23 protein-coding genes are annotated in these 23,475 nt (G+C 68.8%); 2 read left to right on the forward strand and 21 right to left on the reverse strand.

What is annotated here, in order from left to right; genetic code table 11:
- Window positions 1-35: 35 nt before the first annotated feature.
- The 6 genes from ACHFGS_RS13080 to ACHFGS_RS13105 all read right to left on the reverse strand — a co-directional run bounded on the left by ACHFGS_RS13080 (window position 36) and on the right by ACHFGS_RS13105 (window position 5,881).
- The gene (locus ACHFGS_RS13080; protein WP_394279709.1) at window positions 36-884 is read right to left on the reverse strand and encodes a PP2C family protein-serine/threonine phosphatase; all 849 of its coding nucleotides are present in this window, start codon (window positions 882-884) and stop codon (window positions 36-38) included.
- Complete coding sequence (locus tag ACHFGS_RS13085; protein WP_394279708.1) at window positions 845-1,279, reverse strand: cytochrome c oxidase subunit 4; 435 nt, start codon at window positions 1,277-1,279, stop codon at window positions 845-847. The genes ACHFGS_RS13080 and ACHFGS_RS13085 overlap by 40 nt, the downstream gene beginning before the upstream one ends.
- Window positions 1,280-3,022 (reverse strand): cytochrome c oxidase subunit I, encoded by a 1,743-nt coding sequence (gene ctaD, locus ACHFGS_RS13090; RefSeq protein ID WP_394279707.1) that lies wholly within the window; start codon window positions 3,020-3,022, stop codon window positions 1,280-1,282.
- Window positions 3,022-3,924 (reverse strand): cytochrome c oxidase subunit II, encoded by a 903-nt coding sequence (gene coxB / locus ACHFGS_RS13095; protein WP_394289540.1) that lies wholly within the window; start codon window positions 3,922-3,924, stop codon window positions 3,022-3,024. The genes ctaD and coxB overlap by 1 nt, the downstream gene beginning before the upstream one ends.
- A 115-nt stretch (window positions 3,925-4,039) precedes the next feature.
- Window positions 4,040-4,405, reverse strand: coding sequence for an iron-sulfur cluster insertion protein ErpA (gene erpA, locus ACHFGS_RS13100; protein WP_394279705.1), 366 nt, complete (start codon window positions 4,403-4,405; stop codon window positions 4,040-4,042).
- An 81-nt stretch (window positions 4,406-4,486) separates the two neighbouring features.
- Window positions 4,487-5,881, reverse strand: coding sequence for a dipeptidase (locus ACHFGS_RS13105; RefSeq protein WP_394279704.1), 1,395 nt, complete (start codon window positions 5,879-5,881; stop codon window positions 4,487-4,489).
- Window positions 5,882-5,932: 51 nt separating this feature from the next.
- Here ACHFGS_RS13105 and ACHFGS_RS13110 point away from each other — a divergent pair, with 51 nt between their 5' ends.
- Window positions 5,933-6,493: a DUF3043 domain-containing protein gene (locus ACHFGS_RS13110; RefSeq protein ID WP_394289541.1), complete on the forward strand. Its 561-nt coding sequence runs from the start codon at window positions 5,933-5,935 to the stop codon at window positions 6,491-6,493.
- Window positions 6,494-6,551: 58 nt separating this feature from the next.
- On the opposite strand, the gene ACHFGS_RS13115 is transcribed toward ACHFGS_RS13110, so the two are convergent.
- From ACHFGS_RS13115 to dnaE, 5 genes are all read right to left on the reverse strand, one after another.
- The gene (locus tag ACHFGS_RS13115; protein ID WP_394280352.1) at window positions 6,552-7,580 is read right to left on the reverse strand and encodes a quinone-dependent dihydroorotate dehydrogenase; all 1,029 of its coding nucleotides are present in this window, start codon (window positions 7,578-7,580) and stop codon (window positions 6,552-6,554) included.
- A gap of 85 nt (window positions 7,581-7,665) precedes the next feature.
- Window positions 7,666-8,130 (reverse strand): transcriptional regulator NrdR, encoded by a 465-nt coding sequence (gene nrdR / locus ACHFGS_RS13120; protein WP_394280353.1) that lies wholly within the window; start codon window positions 8,128-8,130, stop codon window positions 7,666-7,668.
- 11 nt (window positions 8,131-8,141) lie between these two features.
- The gene (hisD, locus tag ACHFGS_RS13125) at window positions 8,142-9,443 is read right to left on the reverse strand and encodes a histidinol dehydrogenase (RefSeq protein ID WP_394280354.1); all 1,302 of its coding nucleotides are present in this window, start codon (window positions 9,441-9,443) and stop codon (window positions 8,142-8,144) included.
- 20 nt (window positions 9,444-9,463) lie between these two features.
- Entirely contained in the window at window positions 9,464-10,606 is a 1,143-nt protein-coding gene (locus ACHFGS_RS13130; protein ID WP_394280355.1) for a hypothetical protein, read from the reverse strand.
- Between the two features lie 94 nt (window positions 10,607-10,700).
- Window positions 10,701-14,219, reverse strand: a complete 3,519-nt coding sequence (gene dnaE / locus ACHFGS_RS13135; RefSeq protein ID WP_394280356.1) for a DNA polymerase III subunit alpha — start codon at window positions 14,217-14,219, stop codon at window positions 10,701-10,703.
- A gap of 124 nt (window positions 14,220-14,343) precedes the next feature.
- Between dnaE and ACHFGS_RS13140 the strand changes: the two genes are divergently transcribed.
- Window positions 14,344-14,817 carry an NUDIX domain-containing protein gene (locus tag ACHFGS_RS13140; protein WP_394280357.1) on the forward strand — a complete coding sequence of 158 codons (474 nt, stop codon included), beginning with the start codon at window positions 14,344-14,346 and terminating at the stop codon, window positions 14,815-14,817.
- 72 nt (window positions 14,818-14,889) lie between these two features.
- Here the strand turns inward: ACHFGS_RS13140 and ACHFGS_RS13145 are convergent, their stop codons facing one another.
- From ACHFGS_RS13145 to ACHFGS_RS13190, 10 genes are all read right to left on the reverse strand, one after another.
- The gene (locus ACHFGS_RS13145; protein ID WP_394280358.1) at window positions 14,890-15,810 is read right to left on the reverse strand and encodes an RluA family pseudouridine synthase; all 921 of its coding nucleotides are present in this window, start codon (window positions 15,808-15,810) and stop codon (window positions 14,890-14,892) included.
- A 1-nt stretch (window position 15,811) separates the two neighbouring features.
- Window positions 15,812-16,396, reverse strand: a complete 585-nt coding sequence (lspA, locus tag ACHFGS_RS13150; protein ID WP_394280359.1) for a signal peptidase II — start codon at window positions 16,394-16,396, stop codon at window positions 15,812-15,814.
- 11 nt (window positions 16,397-16,407) lie between these two features.
- Window positions 16,408-17,013, reverse strand: a complete 606-nt coding sequence (locus tag ACHFGS_RS13155; protein WP_394280360.1) for a DivIVA domain-containing protein — start codon at window positions 17,011-17,013, stop codon at window positions 16,408-16,410.
- 134 nt (window positions 17,014-17,147) lie between these two features.
- Window positions 17,148-17,450: a YggT family protein gene (locus ACHFGS_RS13160; RefSeq protein ID WP_394280361.1), complete on the reverse strand. Its 303-nt coding sequence runs from the start codon at window positions 17,448-17,450 to the stop codon at window positions 17,148-17,150.
- Window positions 17,451-17,454: 4 nt separating this feature from the next.
- On the reverse strand, window positions 17,455-17,901 hold the full coding sequence (locus ACHFGS_RS13165; protein WP_394280362.1) for a cell division protein SepF: 447 nt from the start codon (window positions 17,899-17,901) through the stop codon (window positions 17,455-17,457).
- 31 nt (window positions 17,902-17,932) lie between these two features.
- Window positions 17,933-18,619: a YggS family pyridoxal phosphate-dependent enzyme gene (locus ACHFGS_RS13170; RefSeq protein ID WP_394280363.1), complete on the reverse strand. Its 687-nt coding sequence runs from the start codon at window positions 18,617-18,619 to the stop codon at window positions 17,933-17,935.
- A 16-nt stretch (window positions 18,620-18,635) separates the two neighbouring features.
- Window positions 18,636-19,796 (reverse strand): cell division protein FtsZ, encoded by a 1,161-nt coding sequence (ftsZ, locus tag ACHFGS_RS13175; RefSeq protein WP_394280364.1) that lies wholly within the window; start codon window positions 19,794-19,796, stop codon window positions 18,636-18,638.
- A 158-nt stretch (window positions 19,797-19,954) separates the two neighbouring features.
- Complete coding sequence (locus tag ACHFGS_RS13180; RefSeq protein WP_394280365.1) at window positions 19,955-20,926, reverse strand: FtsQ-type POTRA domain-containing protein; 972 nt, start codon at window positions 20,924-20,926, stop codon at window positions 19,955-19,957.
- Window positions 20,927-20,928: 2 nt separating this feature from the next.
- Window positions 20,929-22,326 carry a UDP-N-acetylmuramate--L-alanine ligase gene (gene murC, locus ACHFGS_RS13185; RefSeq protein ID WP_394280366.1) on the reverse strand — a complete coding sequence of 466 codons (1,398 nt, stop codon included), beginning with the start codon at window positions 22,324-22,326 and terminating at the stop codon, window positions 20,929-20,931.
- A gap of 73 nt (window positions 22,327-22,399) precedes the next feature.
- A complete protein-coding gene (locus ACHFGS_RS13190; RefSeq protein WP_394280367.1) occupies window positions 22,400-23,473 on the reverse strand; it encodes a glycosyltransferase in 1,074 nt (357 codons plus the stop codon).
- Window positions 23,474-23,475 lie beyond the last annotated feature (2 nt).

The following is a 23,475-nucleotide window of genomic DNA, read 5'->3' on the forward strand; positions in this document are numbered from 1 at the left end:
CTGGGGAATTTCAGCGAGCGCCGTCAGCAGTCGCCTCACGCCGTCGCGAGACCGGCCTCGAGCACCTCGGGATACCGATGCGCCGCGGCGCCCGCCAGGACGGGGACGGCGGCCTCGTACGGGGCGCCAGACTCAACGTCGCACACAATCGCGGTGATGTTGTCGCGTGACGACGCCTCGAGCGCGACATCGACCAGCTGTCGCGCCGCCTCCGTCACACCCTCTGTCGACGAGAGGATGCCGAGGATCTCCGCCTCTGGCACGTAGTCCGTCAGACCGTCACTGCACAGCAGCCATCGGTCGCCCAGGGCCGCCGCCCGCGACTCCACGCGGACGACGTCTCCATCAGCTCCGCTGAGGGACGCGGTGATGATGTTCCGCCGCGGGTGCGACCAGGCGGCATCCGACGTGATGAGGCCCCGGTCGACGAGTGCCTGGACGAACGAATCGTCGCGCGTCTCCCGCGTCAGCTCCCCGTCGCGGAGGAGATATGCGCGGGAGTCGCCGGTGTGAGCGAGAAGCAGACCCGCGTCCTTCACCAACCAGATTCCGGTGAGGGTGCTCGCCATCCCCGCGAGGTCGGGATCCCGCCGGATGAAGGCGCCAAGATCCCAATTCGCCATCCGCAGACGGACGATAAGGTCCTCCGCGTCTCGCACAGAGAGGCTCGAGGCGATCAATCGGTGGATCAGTGCCGCCGACGCGAGGTCGCCGGACGGGCCGCCACCGACACCGTCGGCGACCGCCGCAGCGAGCTGCGACGTGAAAGCGGCATCCTGATTGACATCGCGAAACGCGCCGACGTCTGAAGCGACGCCGGCGCGTATGCGCAGAGATGAGGTGCTCAGCGTGCGAAGTATCCGCGGTAGTACTCGTAGACCCATCCCACGATGGCGACGACGAATACCGCGAGACCGATCGGGACCATCCACTCGCCCACGGCGAGACCGATGAACGCGAGGGCTGCCGAACCGGCGAGGACGAGCGGCCACCAGGACCAGGGCGAGAACTCACCCATCTCCGGGTCGCCGTCATCGATGTCAGCGGTGAGCGAATCCTCGGGCAGCAGGCCGCCCTGTGCCTCCTGGACTCGGGCGGTGTAGAACCCGATCATCGCAGCCATCATCATGACGAACACGAGGGCGACGGATCCGACCCACTCGATCGCGTTGTACCAGACGAGCGAGGGGTGAGCGAGGATGCTCCAGACCGTGTAGACCACGGCCATGAGGCCGAAGAAGGCCGCCAGGATCCACCAGAGGTTGACGTTGGTCTTCACTTACTTGACCTCTCCGTCGTTCAGGTCCACAACGGGCGCATCGGGTGCGTCCTTGGCAGGTCCCACACCGACGGGGATGCCGGCCTCGGGGTGGTTCAGGTCGAACGCGGGCCGCTCGCTGCGGATGCGCGGGATCGACGTGAAGTTGTGGCGCGGCGGCGGGCAGCTGGTGGCCCACTCGAGCGATCCGCCATAACCCCACGGGTCGTTGACCGTCACCTTGGGCGCCGTGCGGGTGGTGATCCAGACGTTCAGGAGGAACGGCACCATCGAGGCCGCGAGGACCATCGAGCCGATCGTCGAGACCTGGTTCTGCCACGTCCAGCCGTCCGCGGCCGAGTAGTCGGCGTAGCGGCGGACCATGCCATCCGCGCCCAGCCAGTGCTGGATGAGGAAGGTCATGTGGAAGCCGATGAACAGCAGCCAGAAGTGCACGAGGCCGAGGCGCTCGTTCAGCATCTTGCCGGTCCACTTCGGCCACCAGAAGTAGAAGCCCGCGAACATCGCGAACACGACGGTGCCGAAGACGACGTAGTGGAAGTGGGCGACGACGAAGTACGAGTCGGACACGTGGAAGTCGAGCGGCGGCGACGAGAGGATCACACCGGTCAGTCCACCGAAGACGAACGACACGAGGAAGCCGAGCGCGAACACCATCGGCGTCTCGAAGGTGATCGAGCCTCGCCACATCGTGCCGATCCAGTTGAAGATCTTCACACCCGTCGGGACGGCGATGAGCATCGTCATGAGGGCGAAGAAGGGCAGCAGGACCGCGCCGGTGACGTACATGTGGTGCGCCCACACCGACACCGACAGCGCCGCGATGGCGATGGTCGCGTAGACGAGGGTCTTGTATCCGAAGATCGGCTTGCGGCTGAAGACCGGGAAGATCTCCGACACGATGCCGAAGAACGGCAGCGCGATGATGTAGACCTCGGGGTGGCCGAAGAACCAGAAGAGGTGCTGCCACAGCAGCGCACCGCCGTTGGCCGGGTCGTAGATGTGGGCACCGAGGACGCGGTCGGCGGCGGCGGCCAGGATGGCCGCGGCCAGCACGGGGAACGCCATCAGGATCAGGATGCTGGTGACGAGGGTGTTCCAGCTGAAGATCGGCATGCGCCACATCGTCATGCCGGGGGCGCGCATCGTCATGATCGTCGTGATGAAGTTCACGGCGCCGAGGATCGTGCCGAAACCGCTCACGCCGAGGCCGAGCATCCAGAGATCGCCACCCGCACCCGGCGAGAACGTCTCATTGGCGAGCGGCTGGTAGGCGAACCAACCGAACGCCGCGGCACCCTGCGGGGTGAGGAAGCCGGCGACCGCGATGAGCGAGCCGAAGGTGAACAGCCAGAAGGCGAACGCGTTCAGACGGGGGAACGCCACGTCGGGGGCGCCGATCTGCAGCGGCAGCAGGGCGTTGGCGAAGCCGGCGAACAGCGGCGTCGCGAACATCAGCAGCATGATCGTGCCGTGCATCGTGAAGAGCTGGTTGTACTGCTCCTTGGTCGGCACGACCTGCATGCCGGGCTCGAACAGCTCCGCACGGATGATCAGCGCCATGACGCCGCCGAGCATGAAGAACATGACGGAGGCGATCAGGTACATGTAGCCGATCGTCTTGTGGTCGGTGGAGGTGATCCATTTGACGATGATGTTGCCCTTTTGCTCGACACGGCTGCTGCTGAGCAGCGCGGCTTGCCGCGGGGGCAGGGTCGGAGCGGGGGGTGTGATGGTGGCCATCAGTTCTGCTCTTCCTCAGCGTTGCTCGCGCCGTCGGTCCCGGGCGCGTTCTGCAGACGGTCGTTTTCCTCGTCGATGTCGCCGGTCTGCCCGGCGGCCTCGAGCGATGCGAGGTAGTCCTCGTACTCGGCCTCGGAGACGACCTTCACGTTGAAGAGCATCATCGAGTGGTACTGGCCGCAGAGCTCGGCGCACTTGCCGGCGAACTCGCCCTCCTTGGTGGGGATGAACGACCAGTAGTTGTCGCGCGCCGGGATCATGTCCTTCTTGTAGAGGAAGTCGATGATCCAGAAGGAGTGGATGACGTCGCGCGAGGCCAGCTTGAGGGTGACCTTCTTGTCGACCGGGAGGACGAGCTCGGGGACCTCGTTGATCACGTTGCCCTGCGCGTCCGTCTGCGCCTGGACACCCATGGTCCACACCGAGTCCTCGGTGTCTTCGCAATCGGTGCCGTTGTACTGGAAGTCCCACGCCCACTGCTTGCCGATGGCGGTGATGCAGACGTCGGGCTCTTCGTGCTGCGCCTCGAGGATGGCCTGATCACGCGCGGTGAAGGCGAAGAAGCCCAGCACCAGGATGACCGGCGCGATCGTGAAGAACATCTCGATCGGCATGTTGTAGCGCAGCTGCACCGGCAGCCCCGACTGACCCTTGCGGCGTCGGTACGCGATGGCAGCGAAGCCCATGAGGGTCCACGTGATCACGCCGACCGCGAGGATAACGATCCACGAGGTGGTCCAGAGGCCCGCGATCATCGAGGTCTGGTTGGTCGCCTGACCGCCCTCCTCGTCGAAGCCGGGGAGGAAGCCGTTCGCAGTGGTGGGGCTGCAAGCTGCCAGCGAGACCGCAGTAGCGATCGCGAGGGGGACAGCGGCCCAACGGAGGCGGCGTTTGACGCGCACGGTGCACCTTTCGGGGACATGAAGGTCAGACTCATGCCAGTCTAGGGCAACCTCTCACACGATTCCGGCCATCCGTTCAGGATGACCGGCCGAAAGTGGGGGCCCTGGGAATGGATCAGTGGAAGCTGTCGCCACAGGCACAGCTGCCGGCGGCGTTGGGGTTGTCGATCGTGAAGCCCTGCTCGGAGATGGTGTCCTTGAAGTCGATCTTCGCGCCGTCGAGGTAGGGCACCGACATGTCGTCGACGATGACCTCGACGCCGTCGAAGTCGACCGTCTTGTCGCCGTCGAGGTAGCGCTCGTCGAAGTAGAGCTGGTAGATGAGGCCGGAGCATCCGCCCGGCTGCACGGCGACGCGCAGGCGCAGGTCGTCGCGGTTCTCCTGCTCGAGCAGGCTCCGCACCTTCGCTGCAGCGGCGTCGGTGAGGGCGACACCGTGCGCGGGCGCGGTGTCCGTGGTGGACGTGGCGATGTCGGTCATGACTCTCCCCGGAGGTTCGGGCCGCCAATGCTCTTCAGGAGCGGGGGCGGCGTGCTCATTCGATTCTACGCCGGGCTCCGGTCATCGGACGGTCGCGTCGAGGCTTTCGAGCAGAAGCGCCTCGGAGACGAGCGCATTGCGGAAGGTCTCCACGTGCAGCGACTCGTTGGGGCTGTGCGCGCGGGCGTGCGGATCTTCGACGCCGGTGACCAGGATCTGCGCGCCTTCGAACTCGCGGACGAGGTCGGCGATGAACGGGATGGAGCCTCCGACGCCGATGTCGACGGGGTCGACGCCGTAACCCGTTGTGAGCGCCGCACGCGCCTGCTCCACGGCCCATCCGGTCGTGTCGACGAGGAACGGGTTGCCGAAGTCCACGTCGCGGAAGGTGAGCCGTGCCCCGAACGGGGCGTTGGCGCGCAGGTGCGTCTCGAGCGCCTCGTACGCCTCGCGGGCATCCTGGCCGGGCGCGATGCGGCAGCTGATCACGACGCTCGTCTTCGGGGAGAGCGTGTTGGAGGCATTCCGCACCGTCGGCGCGTCGATGCCGGTGACGGTCACGGACGGCTTGTTCCAGATGCGGCTCAGGATGCTGTCTCGCCCGATCGGGCTGACCCCCTCGGGAAGGCCCGCTTCGTCGCGAAGCGTCGCCTCGCTGTAGTCGGGGGTCTCGGCATCCCGCTCGATGAGGCCGGGGACCGCCACGGCACCGTCCTCGTCCCACAGCGAGTTCAGCAGCCGGATGGTCGCGAGCATCGCATCCGGCACGGCACCGCCGAACATCCCCGAGTGCGAGGCGTGCTCGAGGGTTTCGATGTCGAGGGTGAACCGCACGTTGCCGCGGAGGGAGACCGTGAGCGCGGGCGTCGTGGCATCCCAGTTGCCGGAGTCGGCGACCACGATCACGTCCGCACGGAGCGCGTCGGCATTGTCGCCGAGGAACTGTGCGAAGGACGCGGAGCCCGCCTCCTCCTCCCCCTCGAAGAAGATGTTGACGCCGAGGTCGAAGTCGGCGCCGAGGGCCTCCCGGATCGCGCGAAGCGCACCGACGTGCGCCATGATGCCGGCCTTGTCGTCTGCCGCACCGCGTCCGTAGAGGCGACCGTCCCGGAGCGTCGGCTCGAACGGCGGCGACTCCCACAGATCCTCGTCGCCGACGGGCTGCACGTCGTGGTGCGCGTAGAGGAGGATGGTCGGGCGACCGTTGCGCGCGGGACGGGAGGCGAGGACAGCCGGCATCCCCTCTGCGCCCGTCTCCGGGATCACGGCCGTCTTGACCTCGACTCGCTCGAAGATCTCCAGACCGTCGAGGAGCCCCTTCACGGCGGCGGCGCTCCGCTCCACCTCGGCCCGGTCGAAGCCCGGGAAGGCGATGGACGGGATGCGCACGAGCGCACCGAGATCTGCGAGGGCAGCGGGCACGGCGGCGAGGCCGGCCTCGCGCACCGCCTCGGGCCGGGAGGTATCGGAGGTCATGCGGGTAATCTTATGTGGCACGCTTCTCTCCAAATCCGAGGACCCTCCCCCGTGGCCAAGACCCCGCCCCCCGCTGACACCGCTCCCGAGACCCCCGCCGGTCCGGGCAAGAACCGCCCGACGCCCTCGCGCGCCGAGCAGGAGGCGGCTCGCAAGCGGCCTCTCGTTGCGAACACGAAGGAGGCCCGCGCTCGCGCGAAAGCCGAGCTCGCCGCGCAGCGCGAGAAGGCCCGCATCGGCATGGCCAACGGCGAGGAGCGTTACCTGACCCCGCGCGACCGCGGGCCGCAGCGCCGCTTCGCGCGCGACTACACGGATGCCGGATGGCACGCCGGCGAACTCGTGATGCCGCTGCTGATCCTCGTCATCCTGGTGGCACTGGTTCCCAATAACACCGTCGTCTTCTATGCCTACATCGGTCTGTGGGCCTACATCCTCTTCGTCGTCGCCGACATGGTGATGCTCAGCCGCAAGGTCAAGAAGCTCGCCAAGGACAAATGGGGCGACCGCCGCGAGAAGGGTCTCGGATGGTACGCCGCCATGCGCTCGGTGCAGATGCGCTTCATGCGCCTCCCGAAGCCGCAGGTCAAGCGCGGTCAGTACCCCGCCTGACCTCAGAGACACGAATCGGCCCGCACCGATCCGGTGCGGGCCTTCTTCGTGTCGCAGATCAGCGAATCGTCCGCGCCAGGTCCCTGTTGATGCGACGCCCCCAGAACGGGCCCTGGTAGATGAAGGCGCTGTACCCCTGCACGAGGTCGGCGCCGGCCGCGAGACGCTCGGCGACGTCGGCGGCGGTCTCCACTCCCCCGGCAGCGATGACGCAGAAGCCGTCGGGCACCGACGCGCGCACCAGGCGCAGCACTTCAAGGGCACGGCCTTTGAGCGGAGCGCCGGAGAGGCCGCCCGCTCCGTAGTCGGCCACGGTGTCGGCATCCGTGCGAAGGCCCTCGCGAGAGATCGTGGTGTTCGTGGCGACGAGGCCGGCCAGCCCCACGTCGACTGCCAGACGGGCGATCGCCTCGACCTCGTCGTCGGGCAGGTCCGGGGCGATCTTCACGAGCAGCGGCGTCGACCCGGCGGCGTCGCGCACGGCCTCCAGCAGCGGTCGAAGGGTCTCGGCCGCCTGCAGGCCGCGCAGGCCGGGCGTGTTCGGCGATGACACGTTGACCACGAGGTAGTCGGCGACCGGCGCGACCAGGCGCGTGCTGGCGACGTAATCGGCGGTCGCGTCGGCCACGTCCACGACGCGGGACTTGCCGATGTTGGCGCCGAGGACGGGGCGCGGAATGCGCCGCCGCATCCGCTTCAGCCGCTGGGCGGCGGCGGCCGCGCCCTTGTTGTTGAAGCCCATGCGGTTGATCAGAGCGCGGTCCTCGACGAGACGGAAAAGGCGCGGGCGCGGGTTGCCGTCCTGCGCGTGGGCGGTCACCGTGCCGACTTCGATGTGACCGAACCCGAGGGCGTGGAGCCCGATCGCGCCGACCGCGTTCTTGTCGAAGCCTGCGGCGATCCCGAAGGGCGACTCGAAGGTCAGCCCCAGGGCGCGGGTCTGCAGACGCGGGTCCGGACGGGTGAAGCGGCGGAGGACGGATGCCACGGGACGCACCCCGGCGGCACGGATGACGGCCATGCCGAGGTGGTGGGCCGTTTCGGGGTCCATACGGCGCAGGACGGTGCGGAAGACGAAGGGATACATCGGAATCCAGCCTAGAGCTCCCGCTCCGCGCTCACGCTCGACAGGGTTCTCCGTGCGGATCAGCCGGCCGCCGGAGGACGATCCCTCACTCGGGGGACGACGCGGCCCGGTCGGCGCGCAGCTGAGCCACCGCCGACTCGAAGTCTTCGAGTGTGTCGAACGCCTGGTAGACGCTCGCGAAGCGCAGGTAGGCGATCTCATCGAGCTCGCGAAGCGGCCCGAGGATCGCCAGTCCGATCTCGTTCGTGTCGATCTGAGAAGAGCCGGTCTGGCGCACGGTCTCCTCGACCGCCTGAGCCAGCATCGCAAGATCGGCTTCGGTCACGGGGCGTCCCTGGCATGCCTTCCGCACACCGGACATGACCTTCTCGCGCCGGAACGGCTCGACCACGCCCGATCGCTTGATCACGTTGAGGCTCGCGGTCTCGATGGTCGAGAACCGGCCGCCGCACTCGGGGCACTGCCGACGGCGCCGGATGCTGAGACCGTCGTCGCTCGTGCGGGAGTCGATGACGCGGGAGTCGGAGTGTCGGCAGAACGGGCAGTGCATGACAGACCAGGTTACGCGTCGAATCGAGCCGTGACCGCTTCACCGTGCGCCGGCAGCGCCTCCGCGGTGGAGAGCGTGACGATCGCGTCCGCGACCTGCGCCAGCGCGTCACGGTCGTAGGTGATGACCTGCTGCGGGCGGAGGAAGGTGGACGCCGACAGTCCCGACGCGTAGCGCGCCTGGCCACCGGTCGGCAGAACGTGGTTGCTCCCCGCGAGGTAGTCGCCGAGGCTCACCGGGGTCCACGGACCGACGAAGACGGCGCCGGCGTTGACGAAATCGTCGGGCCGAGGGTCCGCCACGTGGATCTCGAGGTGCTCGGGCGCGTACGCGTTGCTGAACGCGGTGGCCGCGGAGAGATCGTCGACCAGCACGATGGCCGACTGCGGTCCGGCGAGGGCGACGGCGACGCGGTCGGCGTGGCGCGTGGTACCGGCACGCCGGGCAACGGCATCCGCCACATCGTTCGCGAGTCGCTCCGACGGGGTGACCAGGACCGCAGCAGCCTGTTCGTCGTGCTCGGCCTGACTCACCAGGTCGGCCGCGACGAGGTCGGGGTCGGCGGAGTCGTCGGCCACGATGAGGATCTCGGTGGCCCCGGCCTCGGAGTCCGTGCCGACCATGCCGGCGACGACGCGCTTGGCGAGAGCGACGAAGTTGTTGCCCGGTCCCGAGATGACGTCGACCCGCGCGAGGTCGATGCCCGGCACGCCATGTGCGTAGGCGCCGATCGCACCGGCCCCGCCCATCGCATACACCTCGTGGATGCCGAGGAGTTCGGCGGCCGCGAGGATCACCGGGTGCACGCGTCCCCCGTGCTCACGCTGCGGGGGCGAGGCGAGCGCGACCTCGGTGACACCGGCGACCTGCGCGGGGACGACGTTCATGACGACGCTGGAGGGATAGACGGCTTTGCCGCCGGGAACGTACACGCCGACGCGACGCACCGGACGCCAGTGCTGTTCGACGCGCGCGCCCGGCGCGATCTCGGTGACCACCGGGGCGGGGACCTGGGCGGCGGACGCGCGACGCACCCGGTCGATCGCCTCTTCCAGCGCGGCGCGCACGGCGGCATCCAGGGAAGCGAGCGCCTCGATCAGGTATTCGCGGGGCACGCGGATCTCATGCCCCTCGACACCGTCGAACCGGGCCGCCTGCTCGCGCAAGGCGACATCTCCGCGCGCGGCGACGTCGGAGACGATCGCGGCGGCGGTGGCCAGCGCCTCATCGCGGGCGGCAGCCGCGCGAGGAACGGCCGCGAGCAGGTCGTCGGGTCCAGCGGCCTGGCCGCGGAGGTCGATCGTGCGGAGCATCCCTCCAGGCTACCGGGGCGTCAGCCGCGTGTGACGCCCGAGACGTCGGTGAGGAAGCCGATCCGACCGTCCTCGTGACGCACCACGAAGCTGTCGCCGCGATCCTCGATCACGAGTGCCCATGCGGTCGGGCCGATGCGGAACAGCGGGATGCCGTTCTCGTCGACCACGTCCCGGTCCGCCGGCACGAGTGCCCAGAACGCCTGGTGAGTGGAGGCGGCGACCGGAGCGGGCTCGTCGTCGTCGATCGGGTCGCCCAACGGGGCCGGCTCCGGATCGACGGAGGGAGCAGCCATCGTGAACCGCGCGTCAGAGATCGGGCGGGCGACGACGGGCCGCGCGCGGCGCGCAACGCGATGCGCGACCTTCTCGTCGCGGTGCAGGAAGTCCTCGTGGAACGGCGGGATGAAGGGAGCGAACACGGTCAGTGCGACCGCGGCGAGGAAGAGGATCGCCTCGGCCCACACCACCCAGCTGCTCAGCCAGAAGCCGCTGGTCGCGCCCCGGGCGATGTTGTTCCACAGCCAGCCGACCCAGACGACCGCGGCCACCGAGAACGCCACAGAGGCGAACTGGTCGATACCCAGCGATCCCACGCGGCGGATGCCATCAGGCGAGAAGCGGCGCAGGGCCAGCAGGAAGACCGCCACGGTGGGGACGCCGATCGAGAGGATCCAGTCGATGCCGGAGGTCCACACCGTCGCGCCGCCGAACACGTCGTTGTAACGGTCGTCGACATAGAGCGGGAAGAAGGAGAAGAGGAAGGCGAGAGCCCAGACCCCGCCGAGCACGACCTCGCGCAGCGAGAACGGGCCGATGCCGTACTGCGGCGGGACGCCGCCGGTCGCCTCGTGGCTTTCGTCGAGGGGGGCGGCTGCGAGAACCGGCTCCTCGTCGTGCCAGGGCTCGTCTGCGACGGGGTCTGCCACGACGGCGTCGGAAGCGGCATGGGACTCCACCGGCTCCGCCATGGGGTCCGGGGTGAACGCGTCGGAGAACGCATCCGGTGCGAAGGCCTGCGTGGCGTTCTCGTCGGCCGGTACGGCGGACGCCGCGTACTCGTCGACCGTGGTGTCAGGCTCGCGTACGACGGTGTCGTTCAGGTCATCCCCTGCCGAAACGGCATCCTCGGGGTAATCGGGGTTCGTCTTCTCGTCGGTCACGATGCTCCTTCCGAACGGCGCCGTCCGCGCCGCCTGTGATCCTACCCCTCGCCCGCACGCCGCCCGGGCGGGTGTCCCCCTCAGCCGGTGCGGGTCAGCCCAGGCACTGCGGCCCGAGGAGACCCTTCAGTTCGCCGTACAAATCGACCGTCACGTCGACCTGAGCGGGAACCTCGAACACCTTCGCGGTCCCGCCACGATGCAGCTTGAGGAGGACCTCGGTGCTGCCGGGATGCCGGTCGAGAACGGCAGCGAGCCCGGCGATCGTGGTCTCCGATGCGCGGTGTTCGGGGAGCATGAGCACGAGCGGCCCTGCCGCGTCGACCGCGCCGAGATCGGGCACGAACGCCGACTGCCCGTGAAGGTTGCGACCGTCGTCACGTTGGGAGACGCGCCCGCGCACGACGAGGATCGCGTCGGCCTGGAGCATCGATTGGAACTCGGTGTAGGTCTTCCCCATGAACATCACGGTGACTTCGCCGTCGAAATCCTCGACGGTGATCATGCCGTAGGGGTTGCCGCTCTGCTTCGCGACGCGGTGCTGCACGCTCGTCACAAGCCCGGCGATCGTGACGATGTCGCCGTCGTTGATGTCCTCGGAGGCGAGCAGATCGTGGATCGATGTGGAGGCGTGCTTCGCGAGCGGGATCTCGAGGCCTGCGAGCGGATGGTCCGACACGTAGAGGCCGAGCATCTCGCGCTCGAACGCGAGCTTGTCCTTCTTGGTCCACTCCGGGCGCTCAGGCACGCGGACGACCTGCTGGGGTTCGTCGTCGCCCCACAGGCTGTCGAAGTCGAAGCCGACCTCGCCATTCGCTTCGCGGCGCTTGTCGAGGACGGCCTGCTCCGTGGCATCCTCGTGGATCTCCATGAGCGCCCGGCGCGTGGAGCCGAGCGAATCGAATGCCCCGGCCTTGATGAGCGATTCGACGGTGCGCTTGTTCGCGACGTGCGCGGGCACCCGGGCGAGGAAGTCGTGGAAGCTCGTGTAGGCGCCCGACTCGCGCGCCGCGACGATGCCGTCGACGACATTCGCACCGACGTTGCGGACCGCGCCGAGTCCGAAGCGGATGTCCTCGCCGACGGCGGCGAAGAACCGGATCGACTCCCCCACATCGGGCGGGAGCACTTTGATGCCCATGCGGCGGCACTCGTTGAGGTACACCGCCATCTTGTCTTTGGAATCCCCGACGCTCGTCAGGAGTGCGGCCATGTACTCGGCCGGGTAGTGCGCCTTGAGGTAAGCGGTCCAGTAGGAGACGAGACCGTACGCGGCGGAGTGGGCTTTGTTGAAGGCGTAGTCGGAGAAGGGTAGCAGGATGTCCCACAGCGCCTGAATGGCGCCCTCCCCGAAGCCGCGCTCCTTCATCCCTCCGGAGAAGCCCTCGTACTGCTTGTCGAGTTCGGACTTCTTCTTCTTGCCCATCGCGCGTCGGAGGATGTCGGCTTGGCCGAGCGAGAAGCCGGCGACTTTCTGCGCGATCGCCATGACCTGCTCCTGATAGATGATCAGGCCGTAGGTGGTGTCGAGGATCTCCCGGAGCGGCTCTTCGAGCTCGGGGTGGATCGGGGTGATCGGCTGCAGTCCGTTCTTTCGGAGTGCGTAATTGGTGTGCGAGTTCGCGCCCATGGGGCCGGGGCGGTACAGGGCGATGACGGCCGAGATGTCCTCGAAGTTGTCGGGCTTCATGAGGCGCAGGAGCGAGCGCATCGGGCCGCCGTCGAGCTGGAAGACGCCGAGCGTGTCGCCGCGGCTGAGCAGGTCGTACGCGGCGCGGTCGTCGAGCTCGAGGTGCTCGAGGTCGAGTTCCTCGCCGCGGTTGCTGCGGATGTTGTCGAGGGCGTCCGAGATGATCGTGAGGTTGCGGAGCCCCAGGAAGTCCATCTTGATGAGCCCGAGGGTCTCGCAGGACGGATAGTCGAACTGCGTGACGATCTGGCCGTCCTGCTCACGGCGCATGATCGGGATGATGTCGATCAGCGGTTCGCTCGACATGATGACACCGGCGGCGTGGACACCCCACTGCCGCTTCAGGCCCTCGAGGCCGATCGCGCGGTCGAAGACGGTCTTCGCCTCGGGATCGGTGTCGATGAGCGAGCGGAACTCGCTCGCCTCCTTGTACCGCGGATGCTTCGGGTCGAACATGCCGCCGAGCTCCATGTCCTTGCCCATGACGGGCGGCGGCATGGCCTTGGTGAGCCGCTCGCCCATGGAGAAGGGGAAGCCGAGGACACGACCGGCATCCTTCAGCGCCTGCTTCGACTTGATCGTGCCGTACGTGACGATCTGCGCGACGCGCTCGGAGCCGTACTTCTCGGTCACGTAGTCGATGACCTCGCCACGGCGACGGTCGTCGAAGTCGACGTCGAAGTCGGGCATCGAGACGCGGTCGGGGTTGAGGAACCGCTCGAAGATCAGACCGTGCTCGAGCGGGTCGAGGTCGGTGATGCGCATGGCGTACGCGACCATCGAGCCGGCACCGGAGCCGCGGCCGGGACCGACGCGGATGCCGTTGTCCTTGGCCCAGTTGATGAAGTCGGCGACGACGAGAAAGTATCCCGGGAAGCCCATCTGGAGGATGATGCCGGTCTCGTACTCCGCCTGCTTGCGCACCCGGTCGGGGATGCCGTCGGGGTACCGGTAGTGGAGGCCGGCCTCGACCTCCTTGATCAGCCAGCTGTCCTCGGTCTCGCCCTCGGGCACCGGGAAGCGGGGCATGTAGTTGGCGGAGGTGTTGAACTCGACCTCGCAGCGCTCGGCGATGAGGAGCGTGTTGTCGCAGGCCTCGGGATGGTCGCGGAAGAGCTGACGCATCTCCTGGGCTGTCTTGATGTAGTACCCGTCACCGTCGAACTTGAACCGGTTGGGGTCATCGAGCGTCGAACCCGACTGTACGCAGAGGAGCGCTTCGTGCGCGTCAGCCTCGTGCTGGTGCGTGTAGTGCGAGTCGTTGGTCGCCACCAGCGGGATGTCGAGATCCTTCGAGAGCCGGATGAGGTCGGTCATGACACGACGCTCGATCGACAGCCCGTGGTCCATGATCTCGGCGAAATAGTTCTCCTTGCCGAAGATGTCCTGGAACTCGGCGGCCGCGGCGCGCGCCGCCTCGTACTGCCCGAGACGCAGGCGGGTCTGCACCTCGCCGGACGGGCAGCCGGTCGTCGCGATCAGTCCTTTGCCGTAGGTCTGCAGCAGCTCGCGGTCCATGCGCGGCTTGAAGTAGTAGCCCTCGATGCTCGAGAGCGAACTGAGCCGGAACAGGTTGTGCATCCCCTCCGTGCTTTGGCTCCACATCGTCATGTGGGTGTAGGCACCGGAACCCGAGACGTCGTCGCTCTTCTGATCGGGCGAGCCCCAGGCGACGCGGGACTTGTCGCTGCGGTGGGTGCCGGGGGTGACGTAGGCCTCGAGCCCGATGATCGGCTTGACGCCGGCGGCCTTGGCCGCGCGGTAGAACTCGAAGGCGGCGAAGGTGTTGCCGTGGTCGGTGACGGCGATCGCCGGCATCCCGTACTCCGCCGCTGCCCGCGTCATCGCGTTGATCTTGGCCGCACCGTCGAGCATCGAATACTCGCTGTGCACGTGCAGGTGTACGAAGGAATCGGATGCCACCCCTCGAGTCTACGAAGGGGTCCGACATCGGAGGCTCGGCTCGCCCCATCACGGCACCAGGACGGCTCACCTTCATGTTGACCGTGAGGCATGGCCATCGGGAGGTGGACCCTAGGCTGGAGGCATGGCCACCCCTGATTTCGTCCTGGAACTGCGCGAGAAGATCGGGACGGCTCCGCTGCCCCTCGTCGGCGTGACCGCGATCGTCTTCCGCGACGAGAAGGTGCTCCTCGGCCGCCGCGCGGACAACGGCGCCTGGCAGCCGGTCTCGGGCATCGTCGACCCCGGCGAGGAGCCGGCCGATGCCGCGGTGCGCGAGTGTCAGGAGGAAGCCGGGATCGTCGTGAAGGCGACCCGGCTCGCCCACGTCCAGCAGGTCCCGCGCATCACCTATGCCAACGGCGATCAAGTCGACTACCTCGACCTCGTGTTCCGCTGCGAGTGGGTCTCGGGCGACCCTCACCCCGCCGACGGCGAACTCACCGAGGTCGGCTTCTACGACCTCGGCGCGATGGGTGAGGTCGCCCCGGAGCATGTGCGGAAGGTCGCGCTCGCCATCGCGGAGGACGACCCCGCGACGTTCCGCGGCGGTCGCTGAGTCTCGATCGCACGGCGCGCGCCGACGTCAGCGCGGGCCGACGCGTGCAGGGTGTGCCGTACGCCGCGGAGGTCACTCCGCTCGGAGCATCTCGAGCGCGTGACGCAGGTCGGCGGGGTAGTCCGACAAGAAGGTCACCCAGTCGCCGGTGCCCGGGTGCGCGAACGAGAGTTCGTGCGCGTGCAGCCACTGCCGGGTGAGGCCGAGCCGTGCGGACATGGTCGGGTCGGCGCCGTACAGCGGATCGCCAATGCAGGGATGCCGATGGGCTGCCATGTGGACGCGGATCTGGTGGGTGCGGCCCGTCTCGAGGTGCACCTCGAGAAGCGACGCGCCCCGGAACGCCTCGAGCGTCTCGTAGTGGGTGACGGAGTCCTTGCCCGTCGGGGTGACGGCGAACTTCCACGAGTGGCTCGGATGACGGCCGATGGGAGCGTCGATCGTGCCGACCAGCGGATCCGGGTGCCCCTGGACGACGGTGTGGTAGATCTTGTCGACCTCGCGCTCTTTGAACGCTCGCTTGAGGAGGGTGTACGCGCGCTCCGTCTTCGCCACGACCATCAAGCCACTCGTGCCGACGTCGAGGCGATGCACGACGCCTTGGCGCTCCGGGGCACCTGAGGTCGCGATCCGGAAGCCTGCGGCGGCGAGGGCGCCGACCACGGTCGGTCCCTCCCAGCCGAGCGAGGGGTGCGCGGCGACACCTGCCGGCTTGTCGACGACGACGATCTCATCGTCGTCGTACGCGATGCCGAGGTCCGGGACGGCGATCGGCACGACTTCGGGCCCGCGCTTCTCGATCCACTCCACGCTCAGCCAGCCGCCGGCGGTGAGCTTGTCGGACTTGCCGAGGGTCCGGCCGTCCACGCTGACGCCGCCCGCCTCGGCCACGTCGGCGGCGAAGGTGCGCGAGAAGCCGAGGAGCTTGGCGAGAGCGGCATCCACTCTCACGCCGTCGAGACCGTCGGGGACGGGAAGGCTCCGGGACTCCACCTCAGGCCGCCGATTCCGACGACGCCTCGCCGGGGGTCTCGTCGTCCTTCTCCCGGGTGCCGTCGAATCGGATGCCGAGGAGGACGAGCACCGCGACGGAGATCATCATCGTGACGATGAAGATGTCGGCGACGTTGTAGATGGCGGAGGGGAATCCGAGCCACATCCACGGCGTGTGGATGAAGTCGACGACGTGTCCGACGAGGAAGCCGGGATCGCGGAAGAGTCGGTCGGTGAGATTGCCCAGGATGCCGCCGAGCAGCAGTCCGAGGACGATCGCCCAGGCTCGGGAGCGGACCCGGGTCACCGCGAGGAAGACGATCGTGATCGCCGCCGCGAGCTGCACGAGGGTGAACGCCCACGTGACGCCCTCACCGAGGGAGAAGGCCGCCCCCGGGTTGAAGGTCAGATACAGCTGGAAGAACTCCCCCAACACCGGAACGGCCTGCCGCTCGGGCAGGTGCTCCAGGGCGAGGATCTTGGTCAACTGATCAGCGGCCAGCACCGTCAGCGCGAGAATCGCGATGAGGGTGCCGGCCGCTGCAGCACGCAGAGTCGTCCGGTTCGAGGACGTACGGCTCGACAACGTGGAGGTGGTCAGGACGCGGAGATGGGCGTCGCGCCCGACGTGCCGGCCACGTCGAGGTCGCGCAGCTTCTCTTCGATGAAGCCGCGCAGCTGCACGCGGTAGTCGCGCTCGAACTGGCGGAGCTCGCTGATGCGAGCCTCGAGGGTGCCGCGCTCGTTCTCGAGGCGGGTCATCTCGCCCTTGGCCTTGGTGCGGGCCTCGCTGAGGATCGCGTCGGCCTCGGCCTGCGCCTCGGAGACCAGCTTCTCCTTCTGAGCCTTGCCCTCGGCGACGTGCTCGTCGTGCAGGCGCTGGGCCAGCTCGATGATGCCCGCCGATGCGGCGGCGGGAGCCTGCGACGCGGTGGCGGCGGGAGCCTCGACGACGGGCTCGGCGGCGGGTGCCTCTTCGACGACCTCGTCGGCGGCGGGCTCCTCCGCGGGAGCGGCGGCGGGCGTCTCACCGGACTCGAACGCAGCGAGCTTCGCCTTCAGCTCCTCGTTCTCGGCGATGGTCTTGCGCCACTCGACGACGATCTCGTCGAGGAAGTCGTCGACCTCGTCGGGGTCGAACCCCTCTTTGAACCGGACGTGCTGGAACTGCTTGGTGACGACGTCTTCAGGAGTCAAAGGCATGTGTCTTTCCTCTTTCTGGGCTCTGGAGGCGGGCCGGTCAGTGACTGACCCGCGGGACGCGAGCCGTACCCCGCCAGCATAGTCGGAGCCCGTGGTGGGTGCGACGGCGCATCACGCACCGTCGCAACGGGCGGTCACAGCGCGCTGAGCACCTGCGTGATGGACAGCAGCACGAAGCAGGTGAGCATCGTGAGGGGGAAGCCGAGATCCAGGGCCACCGGTCCGATCCGCAGCGGCGGGATCAGCCGGCGGAAGAACTTCAGCGGAGGATCGGTCACCGTGAACACGATTTCCGCGATCACCAGGACAGCGCCACGGGGACGCCACTCACGGTTGAACAGCGGGATGTACTCGAAGATCAGGCGTGCCAGGAGGAGCAGCACATAGACCAGGAGCAGCGTGTTGAGGATCCCGGCGATGACGCCGACGATCGTCACGACGTCAGTGGCTGAACGGGGTGGAGTCGGCGTCGCCGGTGGCGATCGCTCCCTCACCCGACACAGCGACGTTCTCCGGCGAGAGCAGGAAGACCTTGCTGGTCACACGCTCGATCCGGCCGTACAGGCCCAGCGACAGGCCACTCGCGAAGTCGATGAGACGGCGCGCGTCGGCGTCGCTCATCTGCGAGAGGTTGATGATGATCGGGATCCCGTCCCGGAAGTTCTCCGCGATCGCCTGGGCGTCACGGTACTGCTTCGGGTGGACGGTGACGATCTCGCTGATCGCAGCCGGAGCGGGCTGACGGACCACGGCGGGACGGTGAATCGGCGTCACCGGAGCGGTCTTGTTCTCGACCTGCTTCTCGCGGCGGGGAGCCGGCTCCTCGTAGACCTCTTCCTCATCGGCGAGGCCCAGGTACACCATGGTCTTCTTGAGCGGGTTCGACATCGCATCCTCCGTTTGCTCGTCTGTTCCGAGGTTAACCGTGCACGGGCCTCGGCCCCGTGATTGCCGACCCGATCCGCAGGTGTGTCGCACCCGCCGCGATCGCGTCGACGAAATCGCCGGTCATGCCGGCGGAGATCCAGGTGGCGTCCGGCGCGGCGCGGCGGACGACGTCGGCCGATTCGGCCAGTCGTGAGAAGGCGGATGCCGGTGCCTCATCCAGCGGCGCCACACCCATGACCCCGCGCAGTCGCAGGGACGGGCACGCGGCGAGCACGTGATCGGCGAGGGCTGAGATGTCACCGGGAGTGACGCCTCCCCTGCCGGCATCCTCGGTGAGGTTGACCTGCAGGAGCACGTCCAACGGGTCGCCCTCCTCATCGGGTCGCGCCGCGTGCAGCGCGTCGGCGAGCCGCGTCCGGTCGACCGAGTGCACCGCGTCCGCCGCTGCGCGGATCGCCCGGGCTTTGTTTGTCTGCGCCTGGCCGATGAAGTGCCAGGTCACCGCCGGGCCCGCGTAGTCCGCCCGTTTGGCGGTGAGCTCCTGCTGACGGTTCTCCCCCACGTGCTGCACGCCGAGAGCGGCGAGCTCCTCGACGAGGCCGACGGGATGGAACTTGGTGACGACGATGCGCGTCAGCCCAGAAGGGTCGCGGCCCGCCGACCGAGCGGCATCCGAGATGCGCGCATCGATGTCGGCGAGCCGCGTCGACAGATCCACGGGTGATCGTGCCGGATTACTTCAGGAAATCGGGGATGTCGAGATCGTCATCGCCGAAGGCCGAGTCGTAGTCGCTGCTGGACGACGGTGCCGAGACGGAGACGGACTCCTTCGGCGCGGTGTTCTCCGCTGCGGCGAGGTCGCGCGCCACCGTGTCGGCGGGCAGCGGCGGCAGGACCGGTGCCGACGCCGGACGCGAGGTCACCATCGGCTCGACCTTGGCGGCGGGTTCGCCCCCGTCGAAGCCGGCGGCGATGACCGTCACGCGCACCTCGTCGCCGAGCGTGTCGTCGATGACCGTGCCGAAGATGATGTTGGCCTCGGGGTGCGCGGCCTCCTTCACCAGCTGCGCGGCGTCGTTGATCTCGAAGATGCCGAGGTTCGACCCACCCTGGATCGACAGCAGCACGCCGTGCGCACCCTCAATGGACGCCTCGAGCAGGGGCGACTCGACGGCGAGCTCGGCGGCCTTGATGGCACGGTCGGCGCCGCGGGCGGAGCCGATGCCCATGAGCGCGGACCCCGCGCCCTGCATGACCGACTTGACGTCGGCGAAGTCGAGGTTGATGAGACCGGGCGTGGTGATGAGGTCGGTGATGCCCTGCACACCGGCGAGGAGCACCTGGTCGGCCGTGGCGAACGCCTCGATCATCGAGATGCCGCGGTCGCTGATCTCGAGAAGGCGGTCGTTCGGGACGACGATGAGGGTGTCGACCTCTTCCTTGAGCTTCGCGACGCCCGACTCGGCCTGCGTCTGACGACGGCGGCCCTCGAACGAGAACGGCTTGGTGACGACACCGATGGTCAGTGCGCCGATCGACTTGGCGATGCGGGCCACGACGGGCGCGCCGCCCGTGCCCGTGCCGCCACCCTCACCGGCGGTGACGAAGACCATGTCGGCCCCCGCGAGGGCCTCCTCGATCTCCTCCGCGTGGTCCTCGGCGGCGCGACGGCCGACCTCGGGGTCGGCACCGGCGCCGAGCCCACGGGTGAGCTCGCGGCCGACGTCGAGCTTGATGTCGGCGTCGCTCATCAGCAGCGCCTGCGCGTCGGTGTTGACGGCGATGAACTCGACGCCGCGCAGGCCGAGCTCGATCATGCGGTTGACGGCGTTGACACCGCCACCGCCCACGCCAACGACCTTGATCACTGCAAGGTAGTTCTGGTTCTGGCTCACGCCGGCCTCCGTATCGTCCCGAACCTCAAGTGCAAACCTTCAACCTCAACCAGAGGTTTAAAGAATTGCCGAGTATGCAATTCCTGAGTTCGAAAGTAGGCGGCAGAGCGCGCGCCGACCGCAACACGCTGGGCGTGTCGTGAGATCGGATCCGAGAGTCAGCGGATGACGACGGCGCCGGGCGACGAGACGTCGTACACGCTGACGTCTGCGGGCGGGTTCTCCACCATCGCGGCAGCCAGCACGACGGCCTTCTCGGCCGAATCCGCCGCCCCTCCCCAGCGCACATCCACGTCGCCGAGCGCCAGGGTCACATCGTTCGGCGTGGTCGCCGTGATCGCGGTCACCTGGGTGCGCAGCTCCTCGGGAAGCGCGCGGTAGACGGCGCCGACCGCCAGGAACGCCCGAGATCCGGCGCCGCCTTCGACATCGAGCGAAGGGAAGCCTGCCGGGGCCTTCTCGGTCGTGGCGAGGGCGACCCCCGCGGCATCCACGAGGGTGTGACCGGCCTTTGAGGAGATCGAACCGATCGGGGTACGTTCGACGATCCGCACGACGAGTTCCTGCGGCGGCCGCGCCTCGAGGGTGTACGTCTCGACGAGGGGGAAGGACACCAGGGCGGCCTTCACCTCACTGGAGTCGACCAGCGCCAGGGGCGTGCCGAGCTGGCCGGCGAGGGCGTCCTCGACGGCCGCGGCATCCAGACGCTCGGTGCCGACGACCGTGATCGACGAGACGGCGAAGGCCGGGCTGTACGCGGATGCCACGGCACCCAGCGCGAGGACAACCACCGCCCCGGAGGCGATCAGCCAGGCATTGCGGCGGCGACGCTGGCGAGCTGTGAACCGGCGGATCTCGCGCCGCAACGCGCGACGGCGCGCGCGCGCGGCGGCCCACACGTCCCGGAGACCGATGGAGCGCTCTTCGGCGGGTGCGTCGTCGTCGCGCTCGGGTTCGTCCGGTGCCGTCCCGGCATCCGCCAGCGGGAGCACCGGTGCGAGGTCCTCGGCGGCCGCGGGCTCGGCAGCGCGGCGAGGAGGGTCGAGCGGCGAGACCTCGAACGGCTCCGGTTCGACCGGTTCCGGGCGGCGCGCCGACGGCGTCGACGGCAGCGGGGAGGGCCGACGCATGGTTACTGCTCCGACCCCAGCGCCTCGAGCACCTGCGGGATGATGCGGTACACGTCGCCGCACCCGAGCGTGATGACGTAGTCGCCGGGACGCGCGACCGAGGCCGTGTAGTCAGCCGCCTGCTGCCAGTCGGCGACGAAGTGGACCTTGTCGGCATCGTCGAACGCGCCGCTGACGAGTTCGCCGGTGACGCCGGGGACGGGGTCCTCCCGCGCGCCGTAGACGTCGAGGACGACGGTGTGGTCGGCGTGCGACTCGAGTACCTCGGCGAACTCGCGGTACATCGCCTGGGTGCGCGAGTAGGTGTGGGGCTGGTGGAGCGCGATGATGCGCCCCTCCCCCACGACCGTGCGGGCGGCTGCGAGGGCGGCGGCGACCTCGGTCGGGTGGTGCGCGTAGTCGTCGTAGACGCTGACCCCCGAGCGGATGCCGTGGAGCTCGAAACGCCGGACCGTGCCGCCGAAGGCCTGCACGGCCGTCATCGCGGCCGCGAGGTCGTGGCCGAGGGCGATCAGCACCGCGACGGCGCCGGCGGCGTTGATCGCGTTGTGCGCGCCGGGGACGGCGAGGGCGCCGGAGACCGAGCGGCCGCCGTGGTGGAGGGTGAAGCCGACGGGACCGGAGGTCGTGATGTCGGTGACGCGGATGTCGGCGTCTTCGGCCTCGCCGAACGTCAGCACGGTGCCGTGCTGGAGCGCCGCGGTGACCTCGCGGGCGCCGGGGTCGTCGGATGAGATGACGACGGCGTCGGTCGCGGCATCCGCGAACCGCACGAAGCCGTCGTAGAAGGCCTCGCGGGAGCCCCAGTGGTCGAGGTGATCCGGGTCGACGTTGGTGATGAGGGCGACAGCCGTGTCGTAGAGCAGGAACGAGCCGTCGGATTCGTCCGCCTCGATGACGAACAGGTCGTCGGAGCCGGTGCCGCTGGAGACGCCGAGTGAGGCGATGACGCCACCGTTGACGAAGGTCGGGTCGGCCCCGACATCGCGGAGCGCCGTCACGATCATGCCGGTCGACGTCGTCTTGCCGTGGGCGCCGGCGACGCTCACGAGCCGTCGACCGCCGATGAGCCAGTGGAGCGCCTGCGAGCGGTGCAGGACGGGGATGCCGCGCTCCACCGCAAGGAGGTACTCGGGGTTCTCAGGCCAGATCGCACCCGTGAAGACGACGGCGTCGACGCCGTCGGGCAGGTTCTCCGCCGCGTGTCCGACGTGCACCTCGGCGCCGCGCGCGGCGAGTGCCTGCAGCGCGGCGCTGTCGGAGCGGTCCGATCCGCTGACCCGCAGCCCGCGGTCGAGGAACATCCCGGCGAGGCCGGACATCCCCGACCCGCCGATCCCGATGAAGTGGGCGGCGGTGATGTCGGCGGGAATGGGCTGCGAGAGATCGGGTCGAATCATGGCCCGACAAGTCTAGGTCGGCGAACCTGCAGGGCCCCTGCGGCGCGCGGACCCGCTCTGCGGCGCGGCGAGGTCAGCGGCCGAGCGCGCGATCGATGAGGGCGACGACGTTCTCGGTGCCGGTGCGGGTGCCGACCTCGGCGGTCGCGGAGCGCATGGCCTCGAGCGCATCGGGGTCGCCCAGAAGCGGCACGATCTCGGCGCGGATGCGGTCGCCGGTGAACGCGGCATCCGGGATCAGACGCGCGGCGCCCGCGCGGACGGCCGAGGCCGCATTGAGGGCCTGCTCACCGTTGCCGACGGCGTAGGGCACGTAGACGGCCGGGATGCCGAGGGCGCTGATCTCGCTGACCGTCGCCGCCCCCGAGCGGCAGACGATCGCGTCCGCGAGCGCGAAGGCGAGGTCCATGCGGTCGAGGTACGGGACGAGGCGGTACCGGGGGTCACCCGGGTCGGCGAGATCGTTGCGCTCCCCCACGGCGTGCAGGATCTGCCAGCCGCCCTCGGCGACATCGCGCCATGCGTCCCCGAACGCCTCGTTGAGACGGCGGGCTCCGAGCGATCCGCCGAACACGAGCAGGACGGGCTTCGATGGGTCGAGGCCGAAGGCGGCCGCGGCCTCGGCGCGCAACCCGGCGCGGTCGAGGGACACGATTTCAGGACGCAACGGCATCCCGACGACTTCTGCACCTCGCAGGGGCGTGCCGTCGAAGGCGACACCGGATGCCGCGGCTCCGCGCGCTCCGAGGATGTTGGCCAACCCGGGCTTGGCGTTCGCCTCGTGGACGACGTACGGGATCCGTGCCCTCCGCGCAGCGACGTAGGCCGGTGCCGACGCGTAGCCGCCGAAGCCGACCAGGACGTCGACGCCGCGCTCGCGGATGTGGCGGCGGACCTGCGCGATCGCACGGGAGAAGGCGATCGGGAAGCGCGCCGCCGCGACATCGGGTCGGCGCGGGAAGGGCACCTTGTCGACGATGAGGAGTTCGTAGCCGCGCAGGGGGACGAGACGGGCTTCGAGGCCCTCCTTCGTGCCGAGGACCAAGACGGTCGCCTCGGGGTCGCGGGCCCGGAGCGCATCGGCCACGGCGAGCAGAGGGTTCACGTGGCCGGCGGTTCCTCCGCCGGCCAGAAGGTACGTCGTCACCG

This window comes from Microbacterium sp. (genome assembly GCF_043427715.1).
In the GTDB taxonomy this organism is placed as follows: Bacteria; Actinomycetota; Actinomycetes; order Actinomycetales; family Microbacteriaceae; genus Microbacterium.